The 20,601-nt window shown below is 71.7% G+C and carries 17 protein-coding genes and 1 tRNA gene; 12 read left to right on the plus strand and 6 right to left on the minus strand.

Annotated elements, in window-relative coordinates:
* The first annotated feature begins 68 nt into the window (after window positions 1–68).
* Both ACQEVC_RS15395 and ACQEVC_RS15400 read left to right on the plus strand, forming a co-directional pair.
* Window positions 69–950 carry a helix-turn-helix transcriptional regulator gene (locus ACQEVC_RS15395; protein ID WP_432877627.1) on the plus strand — a complete coding sequence of 294 codons (882 nt, stop codon included), beginning with the start codon at window positions 69–71 and terminating at the stop codon, window positions 948–950.
* A 407-nt stretch (window positions 951–1,357) separates the two neighbouring features.
* Entirely contained in the window at window positions 1,358–1,945 is a 588-nt protein-coding gene (locus ACQEVC_RS15400) for a dihydrofolate reductase family protein (RefSeq protein ID WP_432877629.1), read from the plus strand.
* A 207-nt stretch (window positions 1,946–2,152) separates the two neighbouring features.
* Here ACQEVC_RS15400 and ACQEVC_RS15405 read toward each other — a convergent pair whose 3' ends face one another.
* From ACQEVC_RS15405 to ACQEVC_RS15430, 6 genes are all read right to left on the minus strand, one after another.
* The gene (locus ACQEVC_RS15405; protein ID WP_432891419.1) at window positions 2,153–3,160 is read right to left on the minus strand and encodes an RNA polymerase subunit sigma-70; all 1,008 of its coding nucleotides are present in this window, start codon (window positions 3,158–3,160) and stop codon (window positions 2,153–2,155) included.
* Window positions 3,161–3,162: 2 nt separating this feature from the next.
* Window positions 3,163–3,399, minus strand: a complete 237-nt coding sequence (locus ACQEVC_RS15410; protein ID WP_432877632.1) for a hypothetical protein — start codon at window positions 3,397–3,399, stop codon at window positions 3,163–3,165.
* 462 nt (window positions 3,400–3,861) lie between these two features.
* Window positions 3,862–3,933 (minus strand) — tRNA-Arg (locus tag ACQEVC_RS15415).
* Window positions 3,934–4,027: 94 nt separating this feature from the next.
* On the minus strand, window positions 4,028–4,708 hold the full coding sequence (locus ACQEVC_RS15420; protein ID WP_432877634.1) for a winged helix-turn-helix domain-containing protein: 681 nt from the start codon (window positions 4,706–4,708) through the stop codon (window positions 4,028–4,030).
* Between the two features lie 181 nt (window positions 4,709–4,889).
* Window positions 4,890–5,561, minus strand: a complete 672-nt coding sequence (locus tag ACQEVC_RS15425) for a DUF305 domain-containing protein (protein ID WP_432877637.1) — start codon at window positions 5,559–5,561, stop codon at window positions 4,890–4,892.
* A gap of 5 nt (window positions 5,562–5,566) precedes the next feature.
* Complete coding sequence (locus ACQEVC_RS15430) at window positions 5,567–6,487, minus strand: DUF3105 domain-containing protein (protein WP_432877639.1); 921 nt, start codon at window positions 6,485–6,487, stop codon at window positions 5,567–5,569.
* 95 nt (window positions 6,488–6,582) lie between these two features.
* On the opposite strand from ACQEVC_RS15430, the gene argS reads away from it, so the two are divergent.
* The 10 genes from argS (at window position 6,583) to thrB (ending at window position 20,462) form a co-directional block, all read left to right on the plus strand.
* Window positions 6,583–8,244 (plus strand): arginine--tRNA ligase, encoded by a 1,662-nt coding sequence (gene argS, locus ACQEVC_RS15435; protein WP_432877642.1) that lies wholly within the window; start codon window positions 6,583–6,585, stop codon window positions 8,242–8,244.
* Window positions 8,245–8,310: 66 nt separating this feature from the next.
* A complete protein-coding gene (lysA, locus tag ACQEVC_RS15440; protein ID WP_432877645.1) occupies window positions 8,311–9,696 on the plus strand; it encodes a diaminopimelate decarboxylase in 1,386 nt (461 codons plus the stop codon).
* A gap of 2 nt (window positions 9,697–9,698) precedes the next feature.
* On the plus strand, window positions 9,699–11,048 hold the full coding sequence (locus ACQEVC_RS15445) for a homoserine dehydrogenase (protein WP_432877648.1): 1,350 nt from the start codon (window positions 9,699–9,701) through the stop codon (window positions 11,046–11,048).
* Between the two features lie 143 nt (window positions 11,049–11,191).
* Window positions 11,192–12,241: a threonine synthase gene (gene thrC, locus ACQEVC_RS15450; RefSeq protein WP_432877651.1), complete on the plus strand. Its 1,050-nt coding sequence runs from the start codon at window positions 11,192–11,194 to the stop codon at window positions 12,239–12,241.
* 220 nt (window positions 12,242–12,461) lie between these two features.
* Window positions 12,462–15,734, plus strand: coding sequence for an efflux RND transporter permease subunit (locus ACQEVC_RS15455; protein WP_432877654.1), 3,273 nt, complete (start codon window positions 12,462–12,464; stop codon window positions 15,732–15,734).
* A 179-nt stretch (window positions 15,735–15,913) separates the two neighbouring features.
* Window positions 15,914–17,191, plus strand: a complete 1,278-nt coding sequence (locus ACQEVC_RS15460) for an MFS transporter (protein ID WP_432877656.1) — start codon at window positions 15,914–15,916, stop codon at window positions 17,189–17,191.
* A 256-nt stretch (window positions 17,192–17,447) separates the two neighbouring features.
* The gene (locus tag ACQEVC_RS15465; RefSeq protein ID WP_432877658.1) at window positions 17,448–18,116 is read left to right on the plus strand and encodes a phosphodiesterase; all 669 of its coding nucleotides are present in this window, start codon (window positions 17,448–17,450) and stop codon (window positions 18,114–18,116) included.
* Between the two features lie 142 nt (window positions 18,117–18,258).
* Window positions 18,259–19,125: an SPFH domain-containing protein gene (locus ACQEVC_RS15470; protein WP_432877660.1), complete on the plus strand. Its 867-nt coding sequence runs from the start codon at window positions 18,259–18,261 to the stop codon at window positions 19,123–19,125.
* A gap of 12 nt (window positions 19,126–19,137) precedes the next feature.
* The gene (locus ACQEVC_RS15475) at window positions 19,138–19,425 is read left to right on the plus strand and encodes a hypothetical protein (protein ID WP_432877663.1); all 288 of its coding nucleotides are present in this window, start codon (window positions 19,138–19,140) and stop codon (window positions 19,423–19,425) included.
* Between the two features lie 89 nt (window positions 19,426–19,514).
* Window positions 19,515–20,462, plus strand: coding sequence for a homoserine kinase (thrB, locus tag ACQEVC_RS15480; protein WP_432877665.1), 948 nt, complete (start codon window positions 19,515–19,517; stop codon window positions 20,460–20,462).
* Window positions 20,463–20,601 lie beyond the last annotated feature (139 nt).

Raw genomic sequence — 20,601 nt, forward strand, 5'->3', positions numbered from 1 at the left:
GGTGGTTCTCGGTTGCCTAGGTCTCAGGGACCTACCTTCGGCGGTCCGGGCCGCGGCACACTTGCGGCATGAGCAGCCCTCATCCGTACGCTCGTGAGCTCGGTGACTTCCTGCGCGCCCGGCGCAGCCGGCTGCGTCCCCGCGACGTCGGTTTGGAGCCGGGCGGCCGGCGCAAGGTCACCGGGCTGCGGCGTGAGGAGTTGGCCCTGCTGGCCGGGCTGAGCACCGACTACTACCAGCGGATGGAGCAGGGCCGGGAGGTACGCCCGTCCGACGACGTCCTGGACGCGCTCGCCGGCGCGCTCGGCCTCGAGGACGAGGAACGCCGGCACCTGTTCACCCTGGCCCACGCCGCCCGCCGGCCGATGCCCGCCCAGGTGGACCACGGTCCGGAACGGGTGCCGGACAGCACACGGCGGCTGCTGCGGGTGATGGACACCCCGGCGGTCGTGCTCGGCCGGCATCTCGACCTGCTCGCCTGGAACCCGATGTCGGAGGCGCTGCTCGGCGACCCCGACGCCTACCCGCCCGACCGGCTCAACATGCTCCTGCTGATGTTCGACGACACGCTGACCGGCGAGCGGAGCTGCCCGGACTGGGAGCGGCAGGCCCTGGACTACATCGGCATGATGCGCGCCGCCGTCGCCACCGACCCCGCCCATCCCCGCGCCACGGCGATCGTCGGTGAGCTGAGCATTCGCAGCGCCGAGTTCCGGCGGCTGTGGGCCCGGCACGACGTACGCGAGTCGGTCAGCGGCACCAAGACCTTCCGGGTTCCCAAAGTCGGCGACATCGTCCTGGACTGGGACACGTACCCACTGCCGGGCAGCCCCGGCCCGATCATGCTGGTCTTCACCGCCGAGCCGGGCAGCGCCGACGCGGACCGGCTGCGGCTCCTGGCCTCGTTGCACGCCACCCGCTCGGCGCTCACCAACAGGCACTCCTCATAGGAAGACGCCTCCACAGGGAGACTGTCGGCGAGGGAAATCGCAGCACCGCTGAACTTGACCGTGACGTTGCCTGGGTTGAGCTGCGCCGATGCGCGGGCTGACCTCGTGTTCGAGCTGCCAAGGCGGTTGCAGGTCGGCGGTTCCGAACGGTGCTTCGTGCGCTGACGGCCGGCCCGTTGCCGGCGCTCGCACCATGCCCTCCGTATCGGCCAGGACGCATCAGATCCTGCGGGCGAGTTGTCGGAGTGTCCGCATGTCGGACCGGCGTACGTCTCAGGACCGTCTTCGCCGATGCGGTTGGCTGGCCATGTCTGCGCGGTGACCTCGTGTCTGCCAGCAGCGCGCACCGATGAGGTTTTCGCGCAGCGCCCGTCTGTACGTATGAGATCGACTTACGAGAGGCTGGCATGATGCGGAAACTGACCTTCGGCATGAATGTGACCCTGGACGGCTACACCGCCGCGCCCGGCGACGACCTCGGCTGGAGTGGCGGTGAGGGACCGGACTCGTCGCCGAGCGACGAGCTGTTCCAGTGGTGGTCCGACCGGGTGGGTGCGACGGGCCTGGCGCTGTATGGGCGCAAGCTGTGGGAGGCGATGAGTTCCCACTGGCCGACCGCCGACCAGCAGCCCGGCGCCACACCGGCGGAAATCGAGTACGCCCGCCGCTGGCGGGACATGCCGAAGGTGGTGTTCTCCTCGACGACCAGCACGGTCGACTGGAACACCCGCCTGGTCACCGGCGACGCGGTCACCGAGATCACCCGGCTCAAGACAGAGGACGCCGGCCCGATGGACATCAGCGGCGCGACGCTCGCCGGGGCGGCCATGCGGGCCGGGCTGATCGACGAGTACATGCTGGTCACCGTGCCGGTCCTGGTGGGCGGCGGCACGCCGTTCTTCACCGCGCTGGACAGCTGGGTGAACCTGAACCTCGTGGAGACGCGGACATTTCCCGGCGGTGTCGTGCTGACCCGGTACGAGACGAGGCGATGAGCACGGGCCAGTTGCTCGGTTCGTGAGGGCGGGTCGAAATCCTTCCTGACGTTCTTCGGGCATCAAGATGCCCCGCCGGCAACGCCGGCGGGGCGGTGGTGTTCGCGTTGTCGCGTTGGTGTTCAGCTGGTCGGGGTGCTCATTCCGCGGTGACTTCGGTGACGCCGGCCGTGGCGCTGGACTCGTCGACGACGGGGACCTGTCTGATCACAGTGTCGGGGGCAGGTCCAGCCATGGTTTGTCGGTGGCGTCGAATCCGGTGAGCTCGGCGATCTTCCCGTCGACGATGTGCAGGACCGCGATGGCGAATGGCCGGTACTCCGGGTCGTCGGGGGTGCGGAGGTACAGCGCGGCGGCGGGCATGCGGTTGACCGTCGTGGCGATACAGCGCCAGTCGTCGTAGCCGGGCTGGAAGAGCCCACCGGAGACCCAGCCGTCCACCGCGTCCTTGGCCGTGATGACCGAGGTGCCCGCCTCGGGCAGCATCACGAAGCGCAGGTCGTCGCGCAGCAGGGACATCAGCCCGTCGAGGTCGTTGCGCTCATGGGCGTCGATGTACGACTTCACCACGCCGCGCTCGTCATTCGACAGTTCGTGGGCGGCGGGGCTCCGCCAGTCGAGGCGGCGGTCGGGCAACTGCTCGCGCATCGTCACGCGCGCCCGCTGCAGTGCGCTGGTCACCGATGCGATGGTCAGATCGAGGGCGTCGGCGGCCTTCGACGCCGGCCAGCCGACGACGTCGCGCAGGATGAACACCGCCCGCTGCCGCGGCGGCAGGTGCTGGACGGCGACGATGAACGCCAGCTCGATCGTCTCCCGCGCCACCACCGATTCCTGCGGGTCCTCGGGGAGCATCCGGTCGGGGTACGGCTGCAGGTACAGCACCTCGGAGCCGGAGTCCGACAGCCCGGACGGTACGGGTGTGCGCTCATTGCGCTTCTCCAGGAAGTCAAGGCAGACGTTCGTCGCGATCCGGTACAGCCAGGTCCGCAGCGCGGCGTGGCCCTTGAACGACTCCCGCTTGTTCCACGCTCGCAGGAACGTCTCCTGCGTCATGTCCTGGGCGTCCTCGTAGTTCGCAAGCATCCGGTAGCAGTGCACCTGCAGCTCACGCCGGTGGCGCTCCGTGATGAGCGCAAACCGCGCCGTATCGCCTGAGCGAACCACCGCGATGAACGAGGCCTCGTCAGCGCCCAGCGGTCTAGCGTCGGTCATGGTCACCAATCCTTCCACCGGTGCGAGGGGGCTACCAGAACCGACGACGTGGCGGAAGAATTCTGATCGGTGACGCCGCTGACACCGGGCCGTTCGTCAGGGCGGATGGGTCGGGTCGATCCAGGGTAGGCGCTCCAGGTCAGACACAGGCCGCCGTAGTACCCGATGAACACCTCGTCCAGGACCCACATCAGCATCACCCGGGCCAGAAACCTGCCTTTCCACCACGCCATCGTCACCGGGCTAGCAACTTCACGCGGCCGGCGGAAACACTCAGACGAGGTGAGGCCCGATCAGAGTGCCGCACTTCGCAGCGACCGGCGAGTGGGCCAAATCAAAGATACCGCCCGACCCCGCAACCCAGACACCGGAGCCACTTCAGAATGCCGAACCGGGGCCACTTCAGCTTGCCGAAATCAGGCAGGACGCATGCCGGATGAGAGCCACACCAAATTACGGTGGGCAGCCGCGATAGGAGCGATCCCGCCGGTCACCTCGACCAAGCCTGGCCGGGCTGCGGTCGTACCGCCGGTCAACATGTAGCAGCGATCCCGGCGCGTTCCGCGCCCGTACATCGAGCCAACGCGAGGATGCCCCCAGCCGCTCGGCCGGGGGCATCCTTAAACGTCTACTCGAACGCGAAACTGGCCTCTACGATCAGTGATCGGCCGGTCGTGCTGCGCGTTTGCAGTTCTGTGACGTGCCCCCGGCAGGATTCGAACCTGCGCTCCCGCCTCCGGAGGGCGGTGCTCTATCCCCTGAGCTACGGGGGCTCAGCGACCCAGGAAGAGTAGCAGGCGTGGGCGCCCGGGCACGAATCGGTATCCGCCGTGTCTGTCCGGCCCGTCCTACCAGGGAAGACCCCCGTTATCGGCCGCAGCTCGGCAGTGGGTGCAGCACGATCCGGGGCGGGAGTCGGCGGGGCCACTCGGCCCGGGTGAAGGAGCCGTCGACCACGACGTGTACGGCGTCCCCCTCCGTCCCACTGAGCCGGAGCAGGAAGTCCCGGGGGAGGGCCGGATCGACGTTCGGGGTGGTGATGAGGAACCGCACCCGGCCGCGTACGGAGACGGCGGAGAGCACGTCGGCGGCGGGTACCACCCCGTGCAGGCGGGTGCGGCCGATCCAGCACAGCTCGGCCCGGTGCTCCTGGGCGGTGCGCACGATCGCTGGATACTCCCGTTCCACCCAGAGGGCCACCGCGTCGACGCAGAGCCCGCAGGCCCGCTCGGTGGGCTGGCGCGGGCCGAGGCCCCAGGCGCGCAGGTAGCTGCCGATCTCGGCGCTGTCGACGGGCAGGCCGTACCGGTGGTGTACGAGGCTGGCGACGCTCTGCCGGGTCCAGAGTTCGTCGTCCAGCCCGAACGTGTCGGGGTAGCTCCCGCGCAGCGTCTCGATCAGTTCCAGTTCCTGGTCGCGGCTGAGCGTCCCCGCCTCGCCGGACCGCTGTCCGCGTCGGACGGCCGCGACCGCGCCGTCCCCGCCGATGGTGTGTCGACGGCACCAGCTGGTGACCGACCGACGTCCGTCCCGGAGAGCAACCGTCATGTCTAGGACAACGACCACAGATCCCGACTGGTCACGTTATGTATGGAGAAAGCTCGTCAAAGCGGGCAAGTGGCCGAAGACGGGCTTAACGGAAACACCTGGCACCGGGTCGCCGCTGGAAACGGAACCGGCGGCCGTCCCGTCGGACGGCCGCCGGATCAGGCGGAACGGGTGGCGAGGGTCAGCGGGCGCCGATCCTGCCCTGGAGGGTCCGGACCAACTCGATCTCCTTCTTCTGCCCGGCGACCATGGACTCGGCCATCGCCGTCACCTGCTCGTCGCCGGAGAGGTCCAAAATCCCCTCGGCCATGTGGATGCCGCCGAGGTGGTGGTCGAGCATCAGCTTCAGGAAGAGGGCGTCGAAGTCGCGGCCGGTGGCGGCGCGCAACTCGGCCCGCTGGGCGTCGGTGGCCATGCCCGGCATCAGCCCGTTCTTGACCGCGCCCGCCCCGTCCGGCATCCAGGCCATCCGGGGCTGGCGGCCGGTCGGGCTCAGGCCCCACTCCGTCAACCAGGTCTGCATGATGCCGATCTGGGCCTGCTGGGTGAGTGCGATGTCCGCCGCCAGGGTCCGTACGTCCGGGTCGGTGGTCTTCTCGTGGGCGAGGATAGCCATCTCGACCGCCTGGGCGTGGTGCGACGACATGTCCCGGGCGAACCCGGCCTCGGGCGAGCCGTCCCCGGGCCGGAGCAGGCTCGGGGCGAGCAGTCCGCCCGCGAACCCGAGCAGCAGGCCCAGCAGGATGGCGAGGGCCAGCGCGGCGGTGCCGGCGCTCCACCTGCCCGAACCACGACCGGCGACCTCGTCCTCCGGGGCGGCGGCGGTCGCCACCGCCCCCGATTCGGCGGTCACGCCGATCAACCGCCCGCCGGGGGCACCGGCTGCTGCTGGTCACCGGGGACGTTGTCCCGCGGGGTCGTCCCGGTGGCGGTGATGCCGCCGGAGCAGGGGGCGCCCGGCTCCATGCTGGCGTTCTGCCGCAGTGCCTCGATGAAGTCGTCGATCCGGCCGTCGGTGGCGCTGTCGAGCTTGAGCTGGTAGCCCCAGGCCTGCAGCGAGATCGGCCGGTCGAGGTTCTGCACCGGGCTCATCAGCATGAACTCGTTGCCCCGGACCTTGCTGGCCAACTGCTCCACCTGGTCGGCCGGCAGGTCGGACTTGTAGGTGACCCAGACCGCGCCGTGCTCCAGGCTGTGCACCGCGTGCTCGTTGGCGATCGGTGCGTCGTAGACGTCGCCCATGCAGTTCTGCCAGGCGTTGTTGTGCGAGCTGCCGACCGGCGGGTTGACCTTGTAGGTGAGCGGGCCGGCCACGTGGGACTCCTTGCCGGGCAGCGGGTTCACCGCCGAGGGGTCGCTCTCCCGGAAGTTCACGATCCCGTCGATCGCGGCGGCCTTGTCCTCCCACTTCTTGCCGTTCTGGATCACCGCGTACGCGCCGTACCCGATGATCGCGACGGCGACGACGCCGACCGCGACGAAGAGGCCGATGGAGCCCCACGAGCGGCCCTGGCTGACCCTGACCGGGGTGACCGGACGGCGCTGCTGGGGCTTCTTCCCGCCTCCACCGCCGCTGCGTCCGGCCGGCACCCGGGCGCCCGCGCCGGACTTGCCGGCGGCCCCGGCCTTCCCGGTGGAGCCGGACTTGGCGGCCGTCCCCGCGGGCTTGGCCCCGGCCCCCTTCTCACCCTCGGCGGGCTTACCGCCGGCCGGCGCCTTCTTGCCGGTGCTGACCACGGACGGACGGCGTTGTTCGCCGCCCGAGGTGCTGATGCTCATGGTCCCTCGTCAGGTCGGTCGGTCAGGGGATGGCGGGCCGCACATGCGCAGGGTCGCCACCGAGTGACCGAGTCTACCCCCGCTAGCATGGTTCGGTGACTCCCGCCAACCTCGCCGAGGCCGTTCTCGCCGCCGCACACGCCGTCTTCGACCGGCGTGGTCTGGATCACTCGGTACTGCCCGAGTCCGTGCCGCTGGAGCGACCCCGGAACCCCGAGCACGGCGACTACGCCTCCACCATCGCCCTCCAGCTGAGCAAGCGGGTCGGGCTGCCGCCCCGGGAGCTGGCCGCCGCCCTCGCCGAGGAGCTGGCCCGGACCCCGGGCGTCAAGTCGGTCGACATCGCCGGGCCGGGCTTCCTCAACCTCCGGCTCGACCCGGCCGCCGCCGGCCAGCTCGCCCGCGAGGTGGTCCGGGCCGGTCAGGCGTACGGGCGGAGTGACCGGCTCACCGGGCAGCGGGTCAACCTGGAGTTCGTCTCGGCCAACCCGACCGGCCCGATCCATCTCGGGCACACCCGGTGGGCGGCGGTCGGCGACTCGCTGCGCCGGATCCTCTCCGCCGCCGGTGCCGAGGTGACCAGCGAGCACTACGTCAACGACGCGGGCGCCCAGATCGACCGGTTCGGCCAGTCGCTGTACGCGGCGGCGTCGGGCGAGCCGACCCCGGACGAGGGCTACGCCGGCGAGTACGTCAGCGAGATCGCCGAGCGGATCGTCGCGGAGCGCCCCGAACTGCCCGACCTGCCGGCCGAGGAGGCGGTCCCGGTCTTCCGGGACCGGGGCTACCAGCTCATGCTGGACGAGATGCGGGCCAGCCTGGAGCGGTTCGGGGTGCACTTCGACGTCTGGTTCTCCGAGCGCACCCTGCACAGCAGCGGCGCGATCGAGCACGCCCTGGGCCGGCTGCGCGAGCAGGGGCACGTCTACGACGCCGACGGCGCCATCTGGTTGCGCACCACGGCCTTCGGCGACGACAAGGACCGGGTACTGATCCGGAGCAACGGCGAGCTGACCTACTTCGCCGCCGACTCGGCGTACTACATCGACAAGCGGGAGCGCGGCTTCGACAAGTGCGTCTACCTGCTCGGCGCCGACCACCACGGCTACGTCAACCGGCTCCGGGCGATCGCCGCCTGTGCCGGGGACGACCCGGACTTCAACATCGAGATCCTGATCGGCCAGCTCGTCAACCTGGTCCGCAACGGCGTACCGGTCCGGCTCTCCAAGCGGGCCGGCAACATCATCACGCTGGACGAGATCGTCGACGCGGTCGGCGTGGACGCGGCCCGCTACTCGCTGGCCCGGTCCTCGACCGACTCGCCGCTGACCCTGGACATCGACGAGATCACCAAGAACTCGAACGACAACCCGGTGCACTACGTGCGGTACGCGCACGCCCGGATCGCCTCGCTGCTGCGCCGCGCCGTCGATCTCGGCATCAGCCGGGGCGACGAATTCGACCCGGGCCTGCTCAGCCACGAGAAGGAGAACGACCTCCTCAAGTCGCTGGGCGAGTTCCCCGGGGTGGTGGCCACCGCGGCCGAACTGCGCGAACCGCACCGGATCGCCCGCTACCTCGAGGAGCTGGCCGGCTCGTACCACCGGTTCAACGACGCCTGCCAGGTGCTGCCGCTCGGCCGCCAGCCGGTGTCGGAGCAGCTCACCCAGGCCCGGCTCTGGCTGGTCGAGGCGACCCGGATCGTCCTGGCCAACGGCCTGGCGCTGCTCGGGGTCTCCGCGCCGGAGCAGATGTGAGTCATCTCCGGCTCCCGGCGTAGCGGGCCGGTCGGAAGTACGCGCGTGGCGTAAGGAGAACGACAGATGCGCGCTCACGAAGCGGGGGCACTGCACGGCGACCTCGGGGTCCGAGGGCCGGCCTGGCTGCGTACCCCGGAGGACGTCAACGCGCTCGTGCCGCAACTGTGGCCGCGCAACGTGGCGCGTGACGCCGACGGCGCCCTGGTGGTCGCCGGGCTCGGCGTGCGCGAGCTGGCGGAGCGGTTCGGCACCCCGGTCTACGTGCTCGACGAGGACGACCTGCGGTCCCGCTGCCGGGACTTCCGGGCCGCCTTCCCGGACCAGGACATCTACTACGCCGGCAAGGCCTTCATCTGCCGGGCGGTGGTGCGGGTGATCGCCGAGGAGGGCCTGTTCCTGGACGTCTGCTCCGGCGGGGAGCTGACGGTGGCGCTGGCCGCCGGCATGCCGGCCGAGCGGATCGGCTTCCACGGCAACAACAAGTCCCCGGCCGAGCTGGCCCGGGCCGTCGACGCCGGGGTGGGCCGGATCGTCGTGGACTCGTTCCACGAGATCGACCGGCTGACCGCGCTGGCCCGGGAGCGGGGCGTCCGGCCGGAGGTGCTGATCCGGGTCACCGTCGGCGTCGAGGCGCACACCCACGAGTTCATCGCCACCGCGCACGAGGACCAGAAGTTCGGCTTCTCGCTGGCCGGCGGGGCGGCGGCCGCCGCCGCGTTCCGGATCCTCGACGAGGACGTGCTGGAACTGCGGGGACTGCACTCGCACATCGGTTCGCAGATCTTCGACACCAGCGGTTTCGAGGTGTCCGCCCGGCGGATCCTCGGCCTCCAGGCGCAGATCCGGGACGCCCGCGGAGTCGAGCTGCCGGAGCTGGACCTCGGCGGTGGCTTCGGCATCGCGTACACCACCCAGGACGATCCGTCGTCGCCGCACGACCTGGCGAAGCGGATCAACAAGATCGTCGACGGGGAGTGCGAGGGGCTGCGGCTGGCGGTACCCCGGCTCTCGATCGAGCCCGGTCGGGCGATCATCGGCCCGGCGGTCTTCACCCTCTACGAGGTCGGCACGGTCAAGGACGTGGACGGAATCCGGACGTACGTCAGCGTCGACGGCGGGATGAGTGACAACATCCGTACCGCGCTGTACGGGGCGTCGTACTCGGCGACCGTCGCCTCCCGGCGGTCGACCGCCGAGCCGATTCTGGCCCGGGTGGTGGGAAAGCATTGCGAGGCTGGGGATGTGGTGGTGAAGGATGAATTCCTGCCCGCCGACGTGCAGCCCGGAGATCTTCTCGCCGTGCCCGGAACGGGCGCCTACTGCCGGAGCATGGCCAGCAACTACAACCATGTTCCCCGGCCGCCCGTGGTGGCGGTCCGGGACGGCCGCGCGCGGGTGATCGTCCGGCGGGAGACCGAAGACGATCTGCTGGCATTGGATGTGGGTTGACCTTGACGAAGCCTGTCCGTCTGGCCCTGCTCGGTTGCGGCACCGTCGGCGCGGAGGTGGTCCGCCTGCTGCACGAGCAGGCCGCCGACCTGACCGCCCGGGTCGGTGCGCCGCTGGAACTCGCCGGGATCGCCGTACGCCGACTCGGCCGGGACCGGGGCGAGCTGCCGGTCGACCCGGCGCTGTTCACCACCGACGCGCTCGGCCTGGTCAAGCGGGACGACATCGACCTGGTGATCGAGGTCGTCGGCGGGATCGAGCCGGCCCGGGGCTGGCTGGTCGAGGCGTTGCGGGCCGGCAAGAGCGTGGTGACCGCCAACAAGGCGCTGCTGGCCGAGGACGGCGGGGCGCTGCACGACGCGGCCGCCGAGGGCGGGTCGGACCTCTACTACGAGGCGGCGGTGGCCGGCGCCATCCCGCTGCTCCGCTCGCTGCGCGAGTCGCTGCACGGCGACTCGATCACCCGGGTCACCGGCATCGTCAACGGCACCACCAACTTCATCCTCTCCGCGATGGACACCACCGGTGCCGGCTTCACCGAGGCGCTGGACGAGGCGACCGAGCTGGGCTACGCGGAAGCCGACCCGACCGCCGACGTGGAGGGCTTCGACGCCGCCGCCAAGGCGGCCATCCTGGCCTCGCTGGCGTTCCACACCCGGGTCACCGCCGCGGACGTGCACCGGGAGGGCATCACCGAGGTCACCGCCGCCGACATGGCCAGCGCCAAGGCGATGGGTTGCACCATCAAGCTGCTCTGCATCGCCTCCCGGGGACCGGACTCGGCCGGCGCCGAGTCGGTCAGCGTCCGGGTGCACCCGGCGATGATCCCGGTCAGCCACCCGCTGGCCAGCGTCGGTGACGCCTTCAACGCGGTCTTCGTCGAAGCCGACGCCGCCGGTGAGCTGATGTTCTACGGGCGTGGTGCCGGCGGCGCGCCGACCGCGAGCGCCGTACTCGGCGACGTCGTCGCGGCGGCCCGCAACCACCTGGCCGGGGTACGCGCACCGAGCGAGTCGGCGTACGCCGCGCTGCCGATCCGGCCGATGGGTGAGGCGGTCACCCGCTACCACATCAGCCTCGACGTGGCCGACCGGCCGGGCGTACTGGCCGCGGTCGCCGGGGTCTTCGCCCGGCACGACGTGTCGATCGCCACCGTGCGGCAGGCGCCCGCCCCGGCGGGCCCGGCGGACGGGGCGGCCGGACCGGTCGGCCGGGGCGGCGACGCGATCCTGGTGATCGTCACGCACGCCGCACCGGACGCCGCGCTCGCCGCCACCGTCGACGAGCTGCGCCGGCTCGACATCGTCCGGTCGATCGCCAGCGTGCTCCGGGTGGAGGGCGGCGACCGCTAGCCGGGGCGTACCGCCTGATCGGCCCTGTCCCGCCAGATGGTTAGCGGGTGGTGCGGGCACACCGGATCGGCGACCCTGGGTCACCGTGGAGGAGGTGCCCGCCGCCGACGGCCGGGGCGGGACCGCGACGCGAGGAGAGCGACATGTGGCGGGGCTTGATCGAGGCGTACCGGGATCGGCTGCCGGTCAGCGAGGCCACGCCGGTGATCACCCTCAACGAGGGGAACACCCCGCTGCTGCCCGCTCCGGTGCTCTCCGCACGGCTCGGCTGTGACGTCTATCTCAAGGTGGAGGGCGCCAACCCGACCGGCTCGTTCAAGGACCGCGGCATGACGCTGGCGGTCTCCCGGGCGGTCGAGGCCGGCAACAAGGCGATCATCTGCGCCTCCACCGGCAACACCAGCGCCTCGGCGGCGGCGTACGCGGCCCGGGCCGGGCTCACCTGCGCTGTGCTGGTGCCACAGGGCAAGATCGCGCTGGGCAAGATGGCCCAGGCGCTGGTGCACGGCGCCCGGCTGCTCCAGATCAACGGCAACTTCGACGACTGCCTGGCGCTCGCCGCCAAGCTCGCCACGGACTACCCGGTGGCCCTGGTCAACTCGGTCAACATCTACCGGTTGCACGGCCAGAAGACTGCGGCGTTCGAGATCGTCTCGGCGCTCGGCGACGCACCCGACATCCACTGCCTGCCGGTCGGCAACGCCGGCAACATCACCGCGTACTGGATGGGCTACTCGGAGGAGACCGAGGCCGGCAACGCCACCCGCCGCCCGAAGATGTACGGCTTCCAGGCCTCCGGGGCCGCCCCGATCGTCACCGGCGAGGCGGTACGCGAACCCTCCACCATCGCCACCGCGATCCGGATCGGCAACCCGGCGAGCTGGACCAAGGCGGTGGACGCCCGGGACGCCTCCAACGGGCTGATCTCGGCGGTGACCGACCGGGAGATCCTCGCGGCGTACCGGCTGCTCGCCCGCGAGGTGGGGGTCTTCGTCGAGCTGGCCAGCGCGGCCAGCGTCGCCGGGCTGCTGCAACAGGCCGCCGAGGGGCGGGTGCCGAGCGGCTCCACCGTGGTCTGCACGGTCACCGGGCACGGCCTCAAGGACCCGGAGTGGGCGATCTCCACCGCCCCCTCGCCGATCACCATCCGCAACGACGTGCCGACCGCGGCCCGCGCCCTCGACCTGGCCTGACCCCGCCCGGAGATCCCGCCCTCCGGGCACCGGGCACGGCGGAGCTGCTGAGAGGTGGCTGAGCCGGAGTTGTCCCCGGGCCCGGTCGACCCGCACGCTGCGGCCAGCGCCCCGACGCCGGGGCGGAGTTCCGGGTCAGGCAGACTCTCCCCTGCCGCGCCGAGTCGGGACTCGCGCGATCGCATTCTCGCGCCAACTCGATAACAGGAGTGAGCCGCTGATGTCGTTCCTCGCCAGACTCAGTCTCGCCAACCGAGGGCTTGTCGCGCTCATCGCGATCGTGATCACGGCGTTCGGCGTGTACGCCGTACCGTCGCTGAAGCAGCAGCTCCTGCCCTCGCTGGAGTTTCCGGCGGCCTTCATCATCGCGCCGTACCCGGGCGCCGGGCCGGAGGTGGTGGAGGAGCAGGTCGCCGAGCCGATCGAGAACAGCATCCAGGGGATCGCCGGGCTGACCAAGGTCACTTCCACCTCCCAGGAGGGCAGCGCCACCCTCCAGGTCGAGTACGAGTTCGGCACCGACCTGGACGACGCGGTCAACAAGATGCAGACCGCGCTGAACCGGATCGAGGCGCAGCTCCCGGAGAACGTCGAGCCGCAGGTGATCGCCGGCAGCACCGACGACCTGCCGGCGGTGGTGCTGGCGGCGGCCGGCAACGGCGACGAGCGGGCCCTGGCCGACAAGCTCGCCGAGACGGTAGTGCCGGAGCTGGAGTCGATCGACGGTGTCCGTACCGTCGAGGTGACCGGGGCCCGCGACGAGCAGGTGGTGATCACCCCCAACCCGGTCAGGCTGGCCGCCTCCGGCGTCGCGCCGACCGCGATCGGCGAGGCGCTGCGGGCCAACGGGGTCACCATCCCGGCCGGGGCGCTGACCGAGGCCAACCAGACCCGGACGGTCCAGGTCGGCGGCCGGATCGGCTCGGTCGAGGAGCTCGCCGGCATCTTCCTGCCCGGGCGGTCCGGCGGCCAGCCGGTCCGGCTCGGCGATGTGGCCACCGTGCAGCAGCAGCTCGCCGCGCCGACGTCGTTCACCCGGACCGACGGCGTCGACAGCCTCGGCATCATGGTCACCGCCACGCCGGACGGCAACGCGGTGCGGATCTCGCACGACATCCGGGACCGGCTCGCCGAACTCTCCGGCGCCTCCGGTGCCACCCTCACCGTGGTCTTCGACCAGGCGCCGTTCGTGGAGAAGTCGATCGAGAGCCTGACCACCGAGGGCCTGCTGGGCCTGGTCATGGCGGTACTGGTGATCCTGGTCTTCCTGCTCTCGGTCCGGTCCACCCTGGTCACCGCGGTCTCCATCCCGCTGTCGGTGCTGGTGGCGCTGATCGCGCTCTGGGTCGGCGACTACTCGCTCAACCTGCTCACCCTCGGTGCGCTGACCATCGCGGTCGGCCGGGTGGTCGACGACTCCATCGTGGTGTTGGAGAACATCAAACGACATCTCGGATACGGCGAGCACAAACGCACCGCCATCCTCGGCGGGGTACGCGAGGTGGCCGGCGCGGTCGTCGCCTCCACGCTCACCACGGTCGCCGTCTTCACCCCGATCGTGCTGGTCGGCGGCTTCGTCGGGCAGCTCTTCGCACCGTTCGCGATCACCGTCACGGTGGCGCTGCTCGCCTCGCTGCTGGTGTCGCTGACCATCATCCCGGTGCTGGCGTACTGGTTCCTCCGGCCGGCGAACGGTGGCGCGACCGAGGAGGCGGTACGGCGGGCGGCCGAGGAGAAGGAGCTGCGCAGCCCGCTGCAACGCGGGTACCTGCCGGTGATCCGGTTCGCGACCCGGCGGCGCTGGCTCACCGTCGCTCTCGGCCTGGTGGTGCTGCTCGGCACCTTCGGCCTCGCCACCCGGCTGGAGACGAACTTCCTGGACGACTCCGGGCAGGACACCCTGAGCATCAGCCAGGAACTCCCGGTCGGCAGCAGCCTGGCCGCCACCGACGCGGCCGCCAAGCAGGTCGAGCGGGTGCTCTCCGGCACCGACGGGGTGGAGTCGTACCAGGTGACCGTGGGCGGGGGCGGCGGCAACCCGTTCGGCGGCGGAGGCAGCGCCAACGAGGCGAGCTTCTCGGTGGCGCTGGCCGAGGAGGCCGACGCCGGGCAGGTCGAGGATGCGCTCCGGACGGAGTTCGACAAGCTGACCGGCGCCGGTGAACTCAGCTTCGGCGGGGCCGGCGGGCCCGGCGGCGGTGCGGTGAACGAGATCCAGGTGATCGTCCGCGCCGCTGACCAGGACGTACTGGCCCGGGCGAGCGAGCAGGTGAGCAGGGCGATGGCGGAGACGCCCGACGTCACCGACGTACGCAGCAGCCTGGCCGACAGCGCCCCCCGGATCGACGTCAAGGTGGACCGGGCCGCTGCGGCCCGGCTCGGGCTCTCCGAGGCGGCCGTCGGGCAGCTCGTCGCGCAGCAGTTCCGGGGCAGCCCGCTCGGCCAGGTGTCGCTGGACGGCCGGCAGCAGGACGTGGTGCTGCGTACTGGGCAGCCGCCCGCCGGGATCGACGCGCTCCGGGCCCTGCGGGTGGGGCCCCCCGGCCCGGCCGGTGCGGTGAAGCTGGACGACATCGCCGACGTGACCGAGGTGCAGGGGCCGCTCGCGGTGACCCGGATCGACGGCGAGCGCAGCATCACCGTCAGCGGTACGTCGACCGGCTCCAACCTTGGTGCCACCACCACCGCGCTGCGGGAGAAGCTGGACGGGATCGAGGTGCCGGGGGCGACGTTCGAGATCGGTGGCGTCAGCGCCGAGCAGCAGGAGGCCTTCGCCGACCTGGGGCTGGCGGTACTGGCCGCGATCGCGATCGTCTTCGTGATCATGGTGGCCACCTTCGGCAGCCTGATCCAGCCGCTGATCCTGCTGGTCTCCATCCCGTTCGCGGCGACCGGCGCGATCGGCCTGCTGCTGGCCACCGGCACGCCGCTGGGCGTACCGGCGCTGATCGGCGTGCTGATGCTGGTCGGCATCGTGGTCACCAACGCGATCGTGCTGATGGACCTGATCAACCAGTACCGGGCCCGGGGGATGGGCGTGGTCGAGGCGGTGGTCGAGGGTGGCCGCCGCCGGCTGCGGCCGATCCTGATGACCGCGATCGCGACCATCTTCGCCCTGCTGCCGATGGCGCTCGGGCTGACCGGCGAGGGCGGGTTCATCTCGCAGCCGCTGGCGATCGTGGTGATCGGCGGCCTGATCAGCTCGACGCTGCTGACCCTGGTGCTGGTGCCGACCCTCTACACGATGGTGGAGAACACCAAGGAGCGGATCCGGCGGCGCCGGTCCGGGGCGGGGTCGGCCGGCGGCGACGAGGCGGGCGTACCGGCCGGGGAGCTGGTGCCGGTCGGTGCCGGCGCCCGCGCCGGTGGTTCACCGGGCCCGGTGCCGGCGCATCCCGCGCCGTCCGGCGCGCTGATCGACGGTACCGACCAGTTCGAGGTGCTCCGGCTGCCGAAGAGCCGGAGGTCGCCGTTGCCGCCGACGGAGAGCTGACCGGTCGGAGAGCTGGCTGGTCGGAGAACTGATCGGTCGGAGAACTGATCGGCTGAGCTGATCGGTCGGAGAGCGCACGACGAGGACCGGTCCGCAGGGTGGCCCTGGATACCGCCACCTGTGGACCGGTCCTCGTCCGTGCTCGGGGGCCCGGCACCGGGCGGGTAGGGTTCTGGTACGTGTCGCCTGCCGTTTCAGTCCTTACCCGGAATCGAGACTTCCGCCGCCTCTTCACCGCCGAACTCGTGGTCTTCGGGGCCGACTGGTTCGTGATGGTGCCGCTGCTGGTGCTCCTGCCGGAGCTGACCGGCAGCGGGGTGTGGGGAGCCCTGGTGCTCGCCGTCGACAACGGCATCCTCGCCCTGCTGCTGCCGTACGCCGGCACGGTCGCGGACCGGCTGGACCGCAAGCGGATCCTGATCGCCTCGAACCTCACCGCGCTGGCGGCGATCGTGCTGCTGCTCGGGGTACGCGGTCCCGGTACCGCCTGGCTGGCACTGGTGGCGGTCGGCGCGGTGGCGGTCGCCAAGGCGTTCTACTCGCCCGCCGCCTCGGCCGCGCTGCCGAACGTGGTGGACCCGGAGGATCTGGCCGCGGCGAATGCGGTCGCCGGTTCGGCGTGGGGCACGATGAGCATCGTCGGGGCCTCCCTCGGCGGCGTGCTGACCGCCGCCGTCGGCCCGTACACCTGTTTCTGGGTGGCCCTGGGCGCCCTGGCGGTGGCGGCGGGCCTGACCTGGCTGATCCGCCGGCCGATGCAGCAGCCGCGCGACCACGACCTGCCGGCGCCGAACCCGTGGGCGGCGCTCGGCGAGTCGATGCGGTACATCGGGCACCGCCCCCGGGTGCTGGCGCTGGTCACCGTGAAGAGCGCGGTCGGTCTCGGCAACGGCGTGCTGACCGTCTTTCCGCTGCTGGCCACCCTCTACGGGGTCGGCCCGATCGGCACCGGCCTGCTCTTCGCGGTACGCGGTGCCGGCGCGCTGGTCGGCCCGCTGCTGATGCGTCGGGTGCTGAAGCACCGGTCCTGGCTCTTCACCGGCCTCGCCCTGTCGATGTCGCTGTACGGGCTCGGCTACCTCGGTGTGTCGGTGACCCGCTGGTTCCCGCTGGTGCTGGTCCTGGTCTTCGTCGCGCACCTCGCTGGCGGCAGCAACTGGGTGATGTCCAACTACGCCTTGCAGGGGGAGGTGCCGGACCGGTTGCGGGGCCGGGTCTTCGCCACCGACATGATGCTGGCGACCGTGGCCATCGCGCTCAGCCAGCTCGCGGTGGCCGGGGTGGTGGACCACGTCGACCAGCGGGTGGTGCTGGCCGGTTGCGGCCTGACCACCCTGGTGTACGCGCTCGGCTGGTGGGTCGCCACCCGCCGCCTCGACCCGTCCGAAGACGAGAGCCCCGCCCCCGCCGCCGGTACCCCCGTCACCCCCGCCGACCCACCCCGCGCGGCCTCCTGACTGTCTCGCCCGCGCGGCCTCCTGACTGTCTCGCCCGCGCGGCCTCCTGACTGTCTCGCCCGCGCGGCCTCCTGACTGTCCCGCCCGCGCGCCGCCTCCTGACTGTCCCGCCCGCGCGCCGCCTCCTGACTGTCCCGCCCGCGCGCCGCCTCCTGGCCGTCCCGCCCGCGCGCCGCCTCCTGGCCGTCCCACCGCGCGGGGCTCCCTGTGGGGTGAGTATCCGGGGAACGGGTGGGTAGAAGGGGGCATCGATACGGTGACGGGTGTTCGGGCGAGCAGCCGCCTCGCGCGGTGGCGCGGTGGCCGGGTACTGCATCCGCGCGGGCTATCGTTCACCGGCGAGGTCGAGCTGTCGGGGCCGCTCGCCGACCGCCTGGCCGGCGGTTCCGGCCGGTACCCGGGGACCGTGCGGCTCTCCCGGGGTACCCCGACCCCGGAGGGCTGGCCGGACCTGCTGGGGCTCGCCGTCCGGCTGCACGTTGCCGGTGGCCCCTTCGACCTGCTGCTTTCCAGCACCGGCCGGCCGCCGCTGCTCCGGCACCTGCCCGTGCCGCGCCGGGACTTCGCCGGACCGTACGGGAGCCTGCTGGCGTACCGGTTCGATGGTCGTCGGACGTACCTGCTGGCGCGTGCCGACCGTCCCCTCGGGTCTTCCCTCGACGAGGTGGCCGAGGTCGCCGCCCGCGACGAGGCCCGGCTGGAGCTGCTGGCGGCCGGGGTACGCGGCCCGTGGCGGGCCTTCGGCCGGGTTGTCTTCGGCACCCGGTTGCCCGCCGAGTTGGACGCCGCGCTCGCCTTCGACCCGGACGGCCGGCGCGGCTCGGAACTGCGGCCCAGGGGCCTGCTCCAGCGGCTGCGGGTGGTCAGTTACGCGGCCTCGCAGCGGGGTCGGGACGCCGCCGAGGACCAGACCCGACTGCCCTGACGACGTTCTGCCGGCCCGGTGTCGGAGTGGACTCTCTGCCGGCCCGGTGTCGGAGTCGACTCTCTGACAGCCCGGGGCCGGGTCGACGCGGTGGCGCTCGTTCGATATCCTAGTGATATCACATCGCTAGCAGGGAGATGTCATGGAACGAGCCGCCTTCCGGATCTCCGGGTTCATTCCGACCGCGCTCATGCTGGTCCTCGCCGCCGCCGGGGTGGCGAGCATCGTGCCGGTGCTCGACGAGCCGGGTGTCGACCTCCGGATCACGGTGGTCGCGGTCGGCTACGCCCTCCTCGCCGCGGTGGTCGCCACCGGATACACGGTGGTCAACCCGAACGAGGCTCAGGTGGTGCAGTTCTTCGGCCGCTACGTGGGCACCGTCCGGCAGGCCGGCCTGCACTGGACCTGGCCCTTCACCGCGCGGCAGAAGGTCACGCTCCGGGTGCGCAACTTCGAGACCGCCCGGCTCAAGGTCTCCGACGCCGACGGCAACCCGGTGGAGATCGCCGCCGTCGTCGTGTGGCAGGTGGTCGACTCCGCCAGGGCCGCCTTCGCGGTCGACGACCACGTCGAGTACGTCGCCGTGCAGTCCGAGGCGGCCGTCCGGCACCTGGCCACCAGCTATCCGTACGAGGCGCACGACTCCGGCCGGGCCAGCCTGCGGGACAGTGCGGTGGTCAGCGACGAGTTGACCTCCGAGCTGCGCGAACGGGTGGAGTTGGCCGGCGTGGAGGTGCTGGAGTCCCGGATCACGCACCTGGCGTACGCCCCGGAGATCGCCCAGGCGATGCTGGCCCGCCAGCAGGCGAGTGCGATCGTGGGTGCCCGGTTCAAGATCGTCGAAGGCGCGGTGGGTATGGTCTCGAACGCGCTGGAACGGCTGCGCGAGGAGCACGTGGTCGAGCTGGACGAGGAACGGAAGGCGCAGATGGTGGCGAACCTGCTGGTCGTGCTCTGCGGTGACCGGGCCGCCCAGCCGGTGGTGAACACCGGTTCCCTCTACGGCTAGGTTCGCGCGCCCATGGCGGAACGCAAGAAACTTCTGCTCCGGCTCGACCCGCAGGTCTACGAGGCGATCGCGAGATGGGCCGCGGACGACATCCGCAGCGTCAACGCCCAGATCGAGTACGCCCTGCGGCTGGCCCTGCGTTCGGCCGGCCGGGCGGCGAAGCCGGCCCGGGCCGGTGGCCCGGCCGGGCCACCGGCGGAGCCGGACAGCACCGGCCCGGACAGCAGGCAGCCGGACAGCAGGCAGCCGGACAGTACGGAGCGGGGCAGCGGGGTGCCGGAGGATTCCGAGCCGGCCTGACCTGCACGCCCGGTCCCGGGACGGTCGGCGCCGTCCCAGGTCCGGACGGTGGAGCCCGGCGCCGGCCCCGGGCCGCCTAGCATGAGCCGATGCGGCCGACCTTCGTTTCCGAACCGGTCCGGGTCCGGGTGCCGGCGACCAGCGCCAACCTCGGCCCGGGCTTCGACGCGCTCGGCCTGGCGCTGGCGCTCTACGACGACGTCAGCGCCCGGACGGCGCCGGGCGGCTGTCGGGTCGAGGTGACCGGAGAGGGCGCCGACGAGCTGCCGACCGGCGACGACCATCTCGTCGTCCGGGCCATGCGGGCCGGCTTCGACGCTCTCGGCGGTCAGCCGCCGGGGCTGGCCGTGGAGTGCGTCAACCGGATCCCCCAGGCGCGCGGCCTGGGCTCCTCGTCGGCGGCGATCGTCGCCGGGATCCAACTCGCCCGGGCCCTGGTCGAGGACGGGACGCGGCAGCTCGACGACGCGGCGGCGCTGCGGCTGGCGGCCGAGTTGGAGGGACATCCGGACAATGTCGCGCCGTGCCTGCTCGGCGGGTTCACCATCGCCTGGACGGAGTCGGACGGTACGGCCCGGGCGGTCCGGTTGCCGGTCGCGTCGCAGCTCCGGGCCACGGTCTTCGTACCCGAGGAGCGCGGGCTGACCGCGACGGCCCGGGCGGCGCTGCCGGCGACGGTGCCGCACGCCGACGCGGCCCGCAACGCCGGTCGGGCCGCCCTGCTGGTACACGCCCTGACCACCGATCCGGAGTTGCTCTTCGAGGCGACCGAGGACAGGCTGCACCAGCCCTACCGGGCGGCCGGGATGCCCGGCACCGCCGCGCGGCTCGCCGAGTTGCGTGCGGCTGGTGTGCCGGCTGTGGTCAGTGGGGCGGGCCCGTCGATTCTCGCGCTCACCGGCAGCGACGAGAATTTCCCGGCGGGAATGGGTTGGACTGCGCAAAGGTTGCCCATAGACGTAGCCGGGGCCTGGGTCGATAGGGGTAGACTGGGACACGCCGAGCGGGACCCTGTTGCCGCAGGTCGGAAGAGTTGATTACGCTCTAGACTTAGCACAGCCGCGAAGCAATGCGACTCCTGCGGGTCGGTGCACCCCCGAAGCTCTCGGCGGTCAGCCCGTCTCACCCCTGCCTAGGTCTACGCCGCACCGCAGTTTCCACAGGTCGCCGCAGGCG

Origin of the sequence: Plantactinospora sp. CA-294935, from assembly GCF_050936445.1 — a bacterium.
Taxonomy (GTDB): Bacteria; Actinomycetota; Actinomycetes; order Mycobacteriales; family Micromonosporaceae; genus Plantactinospora.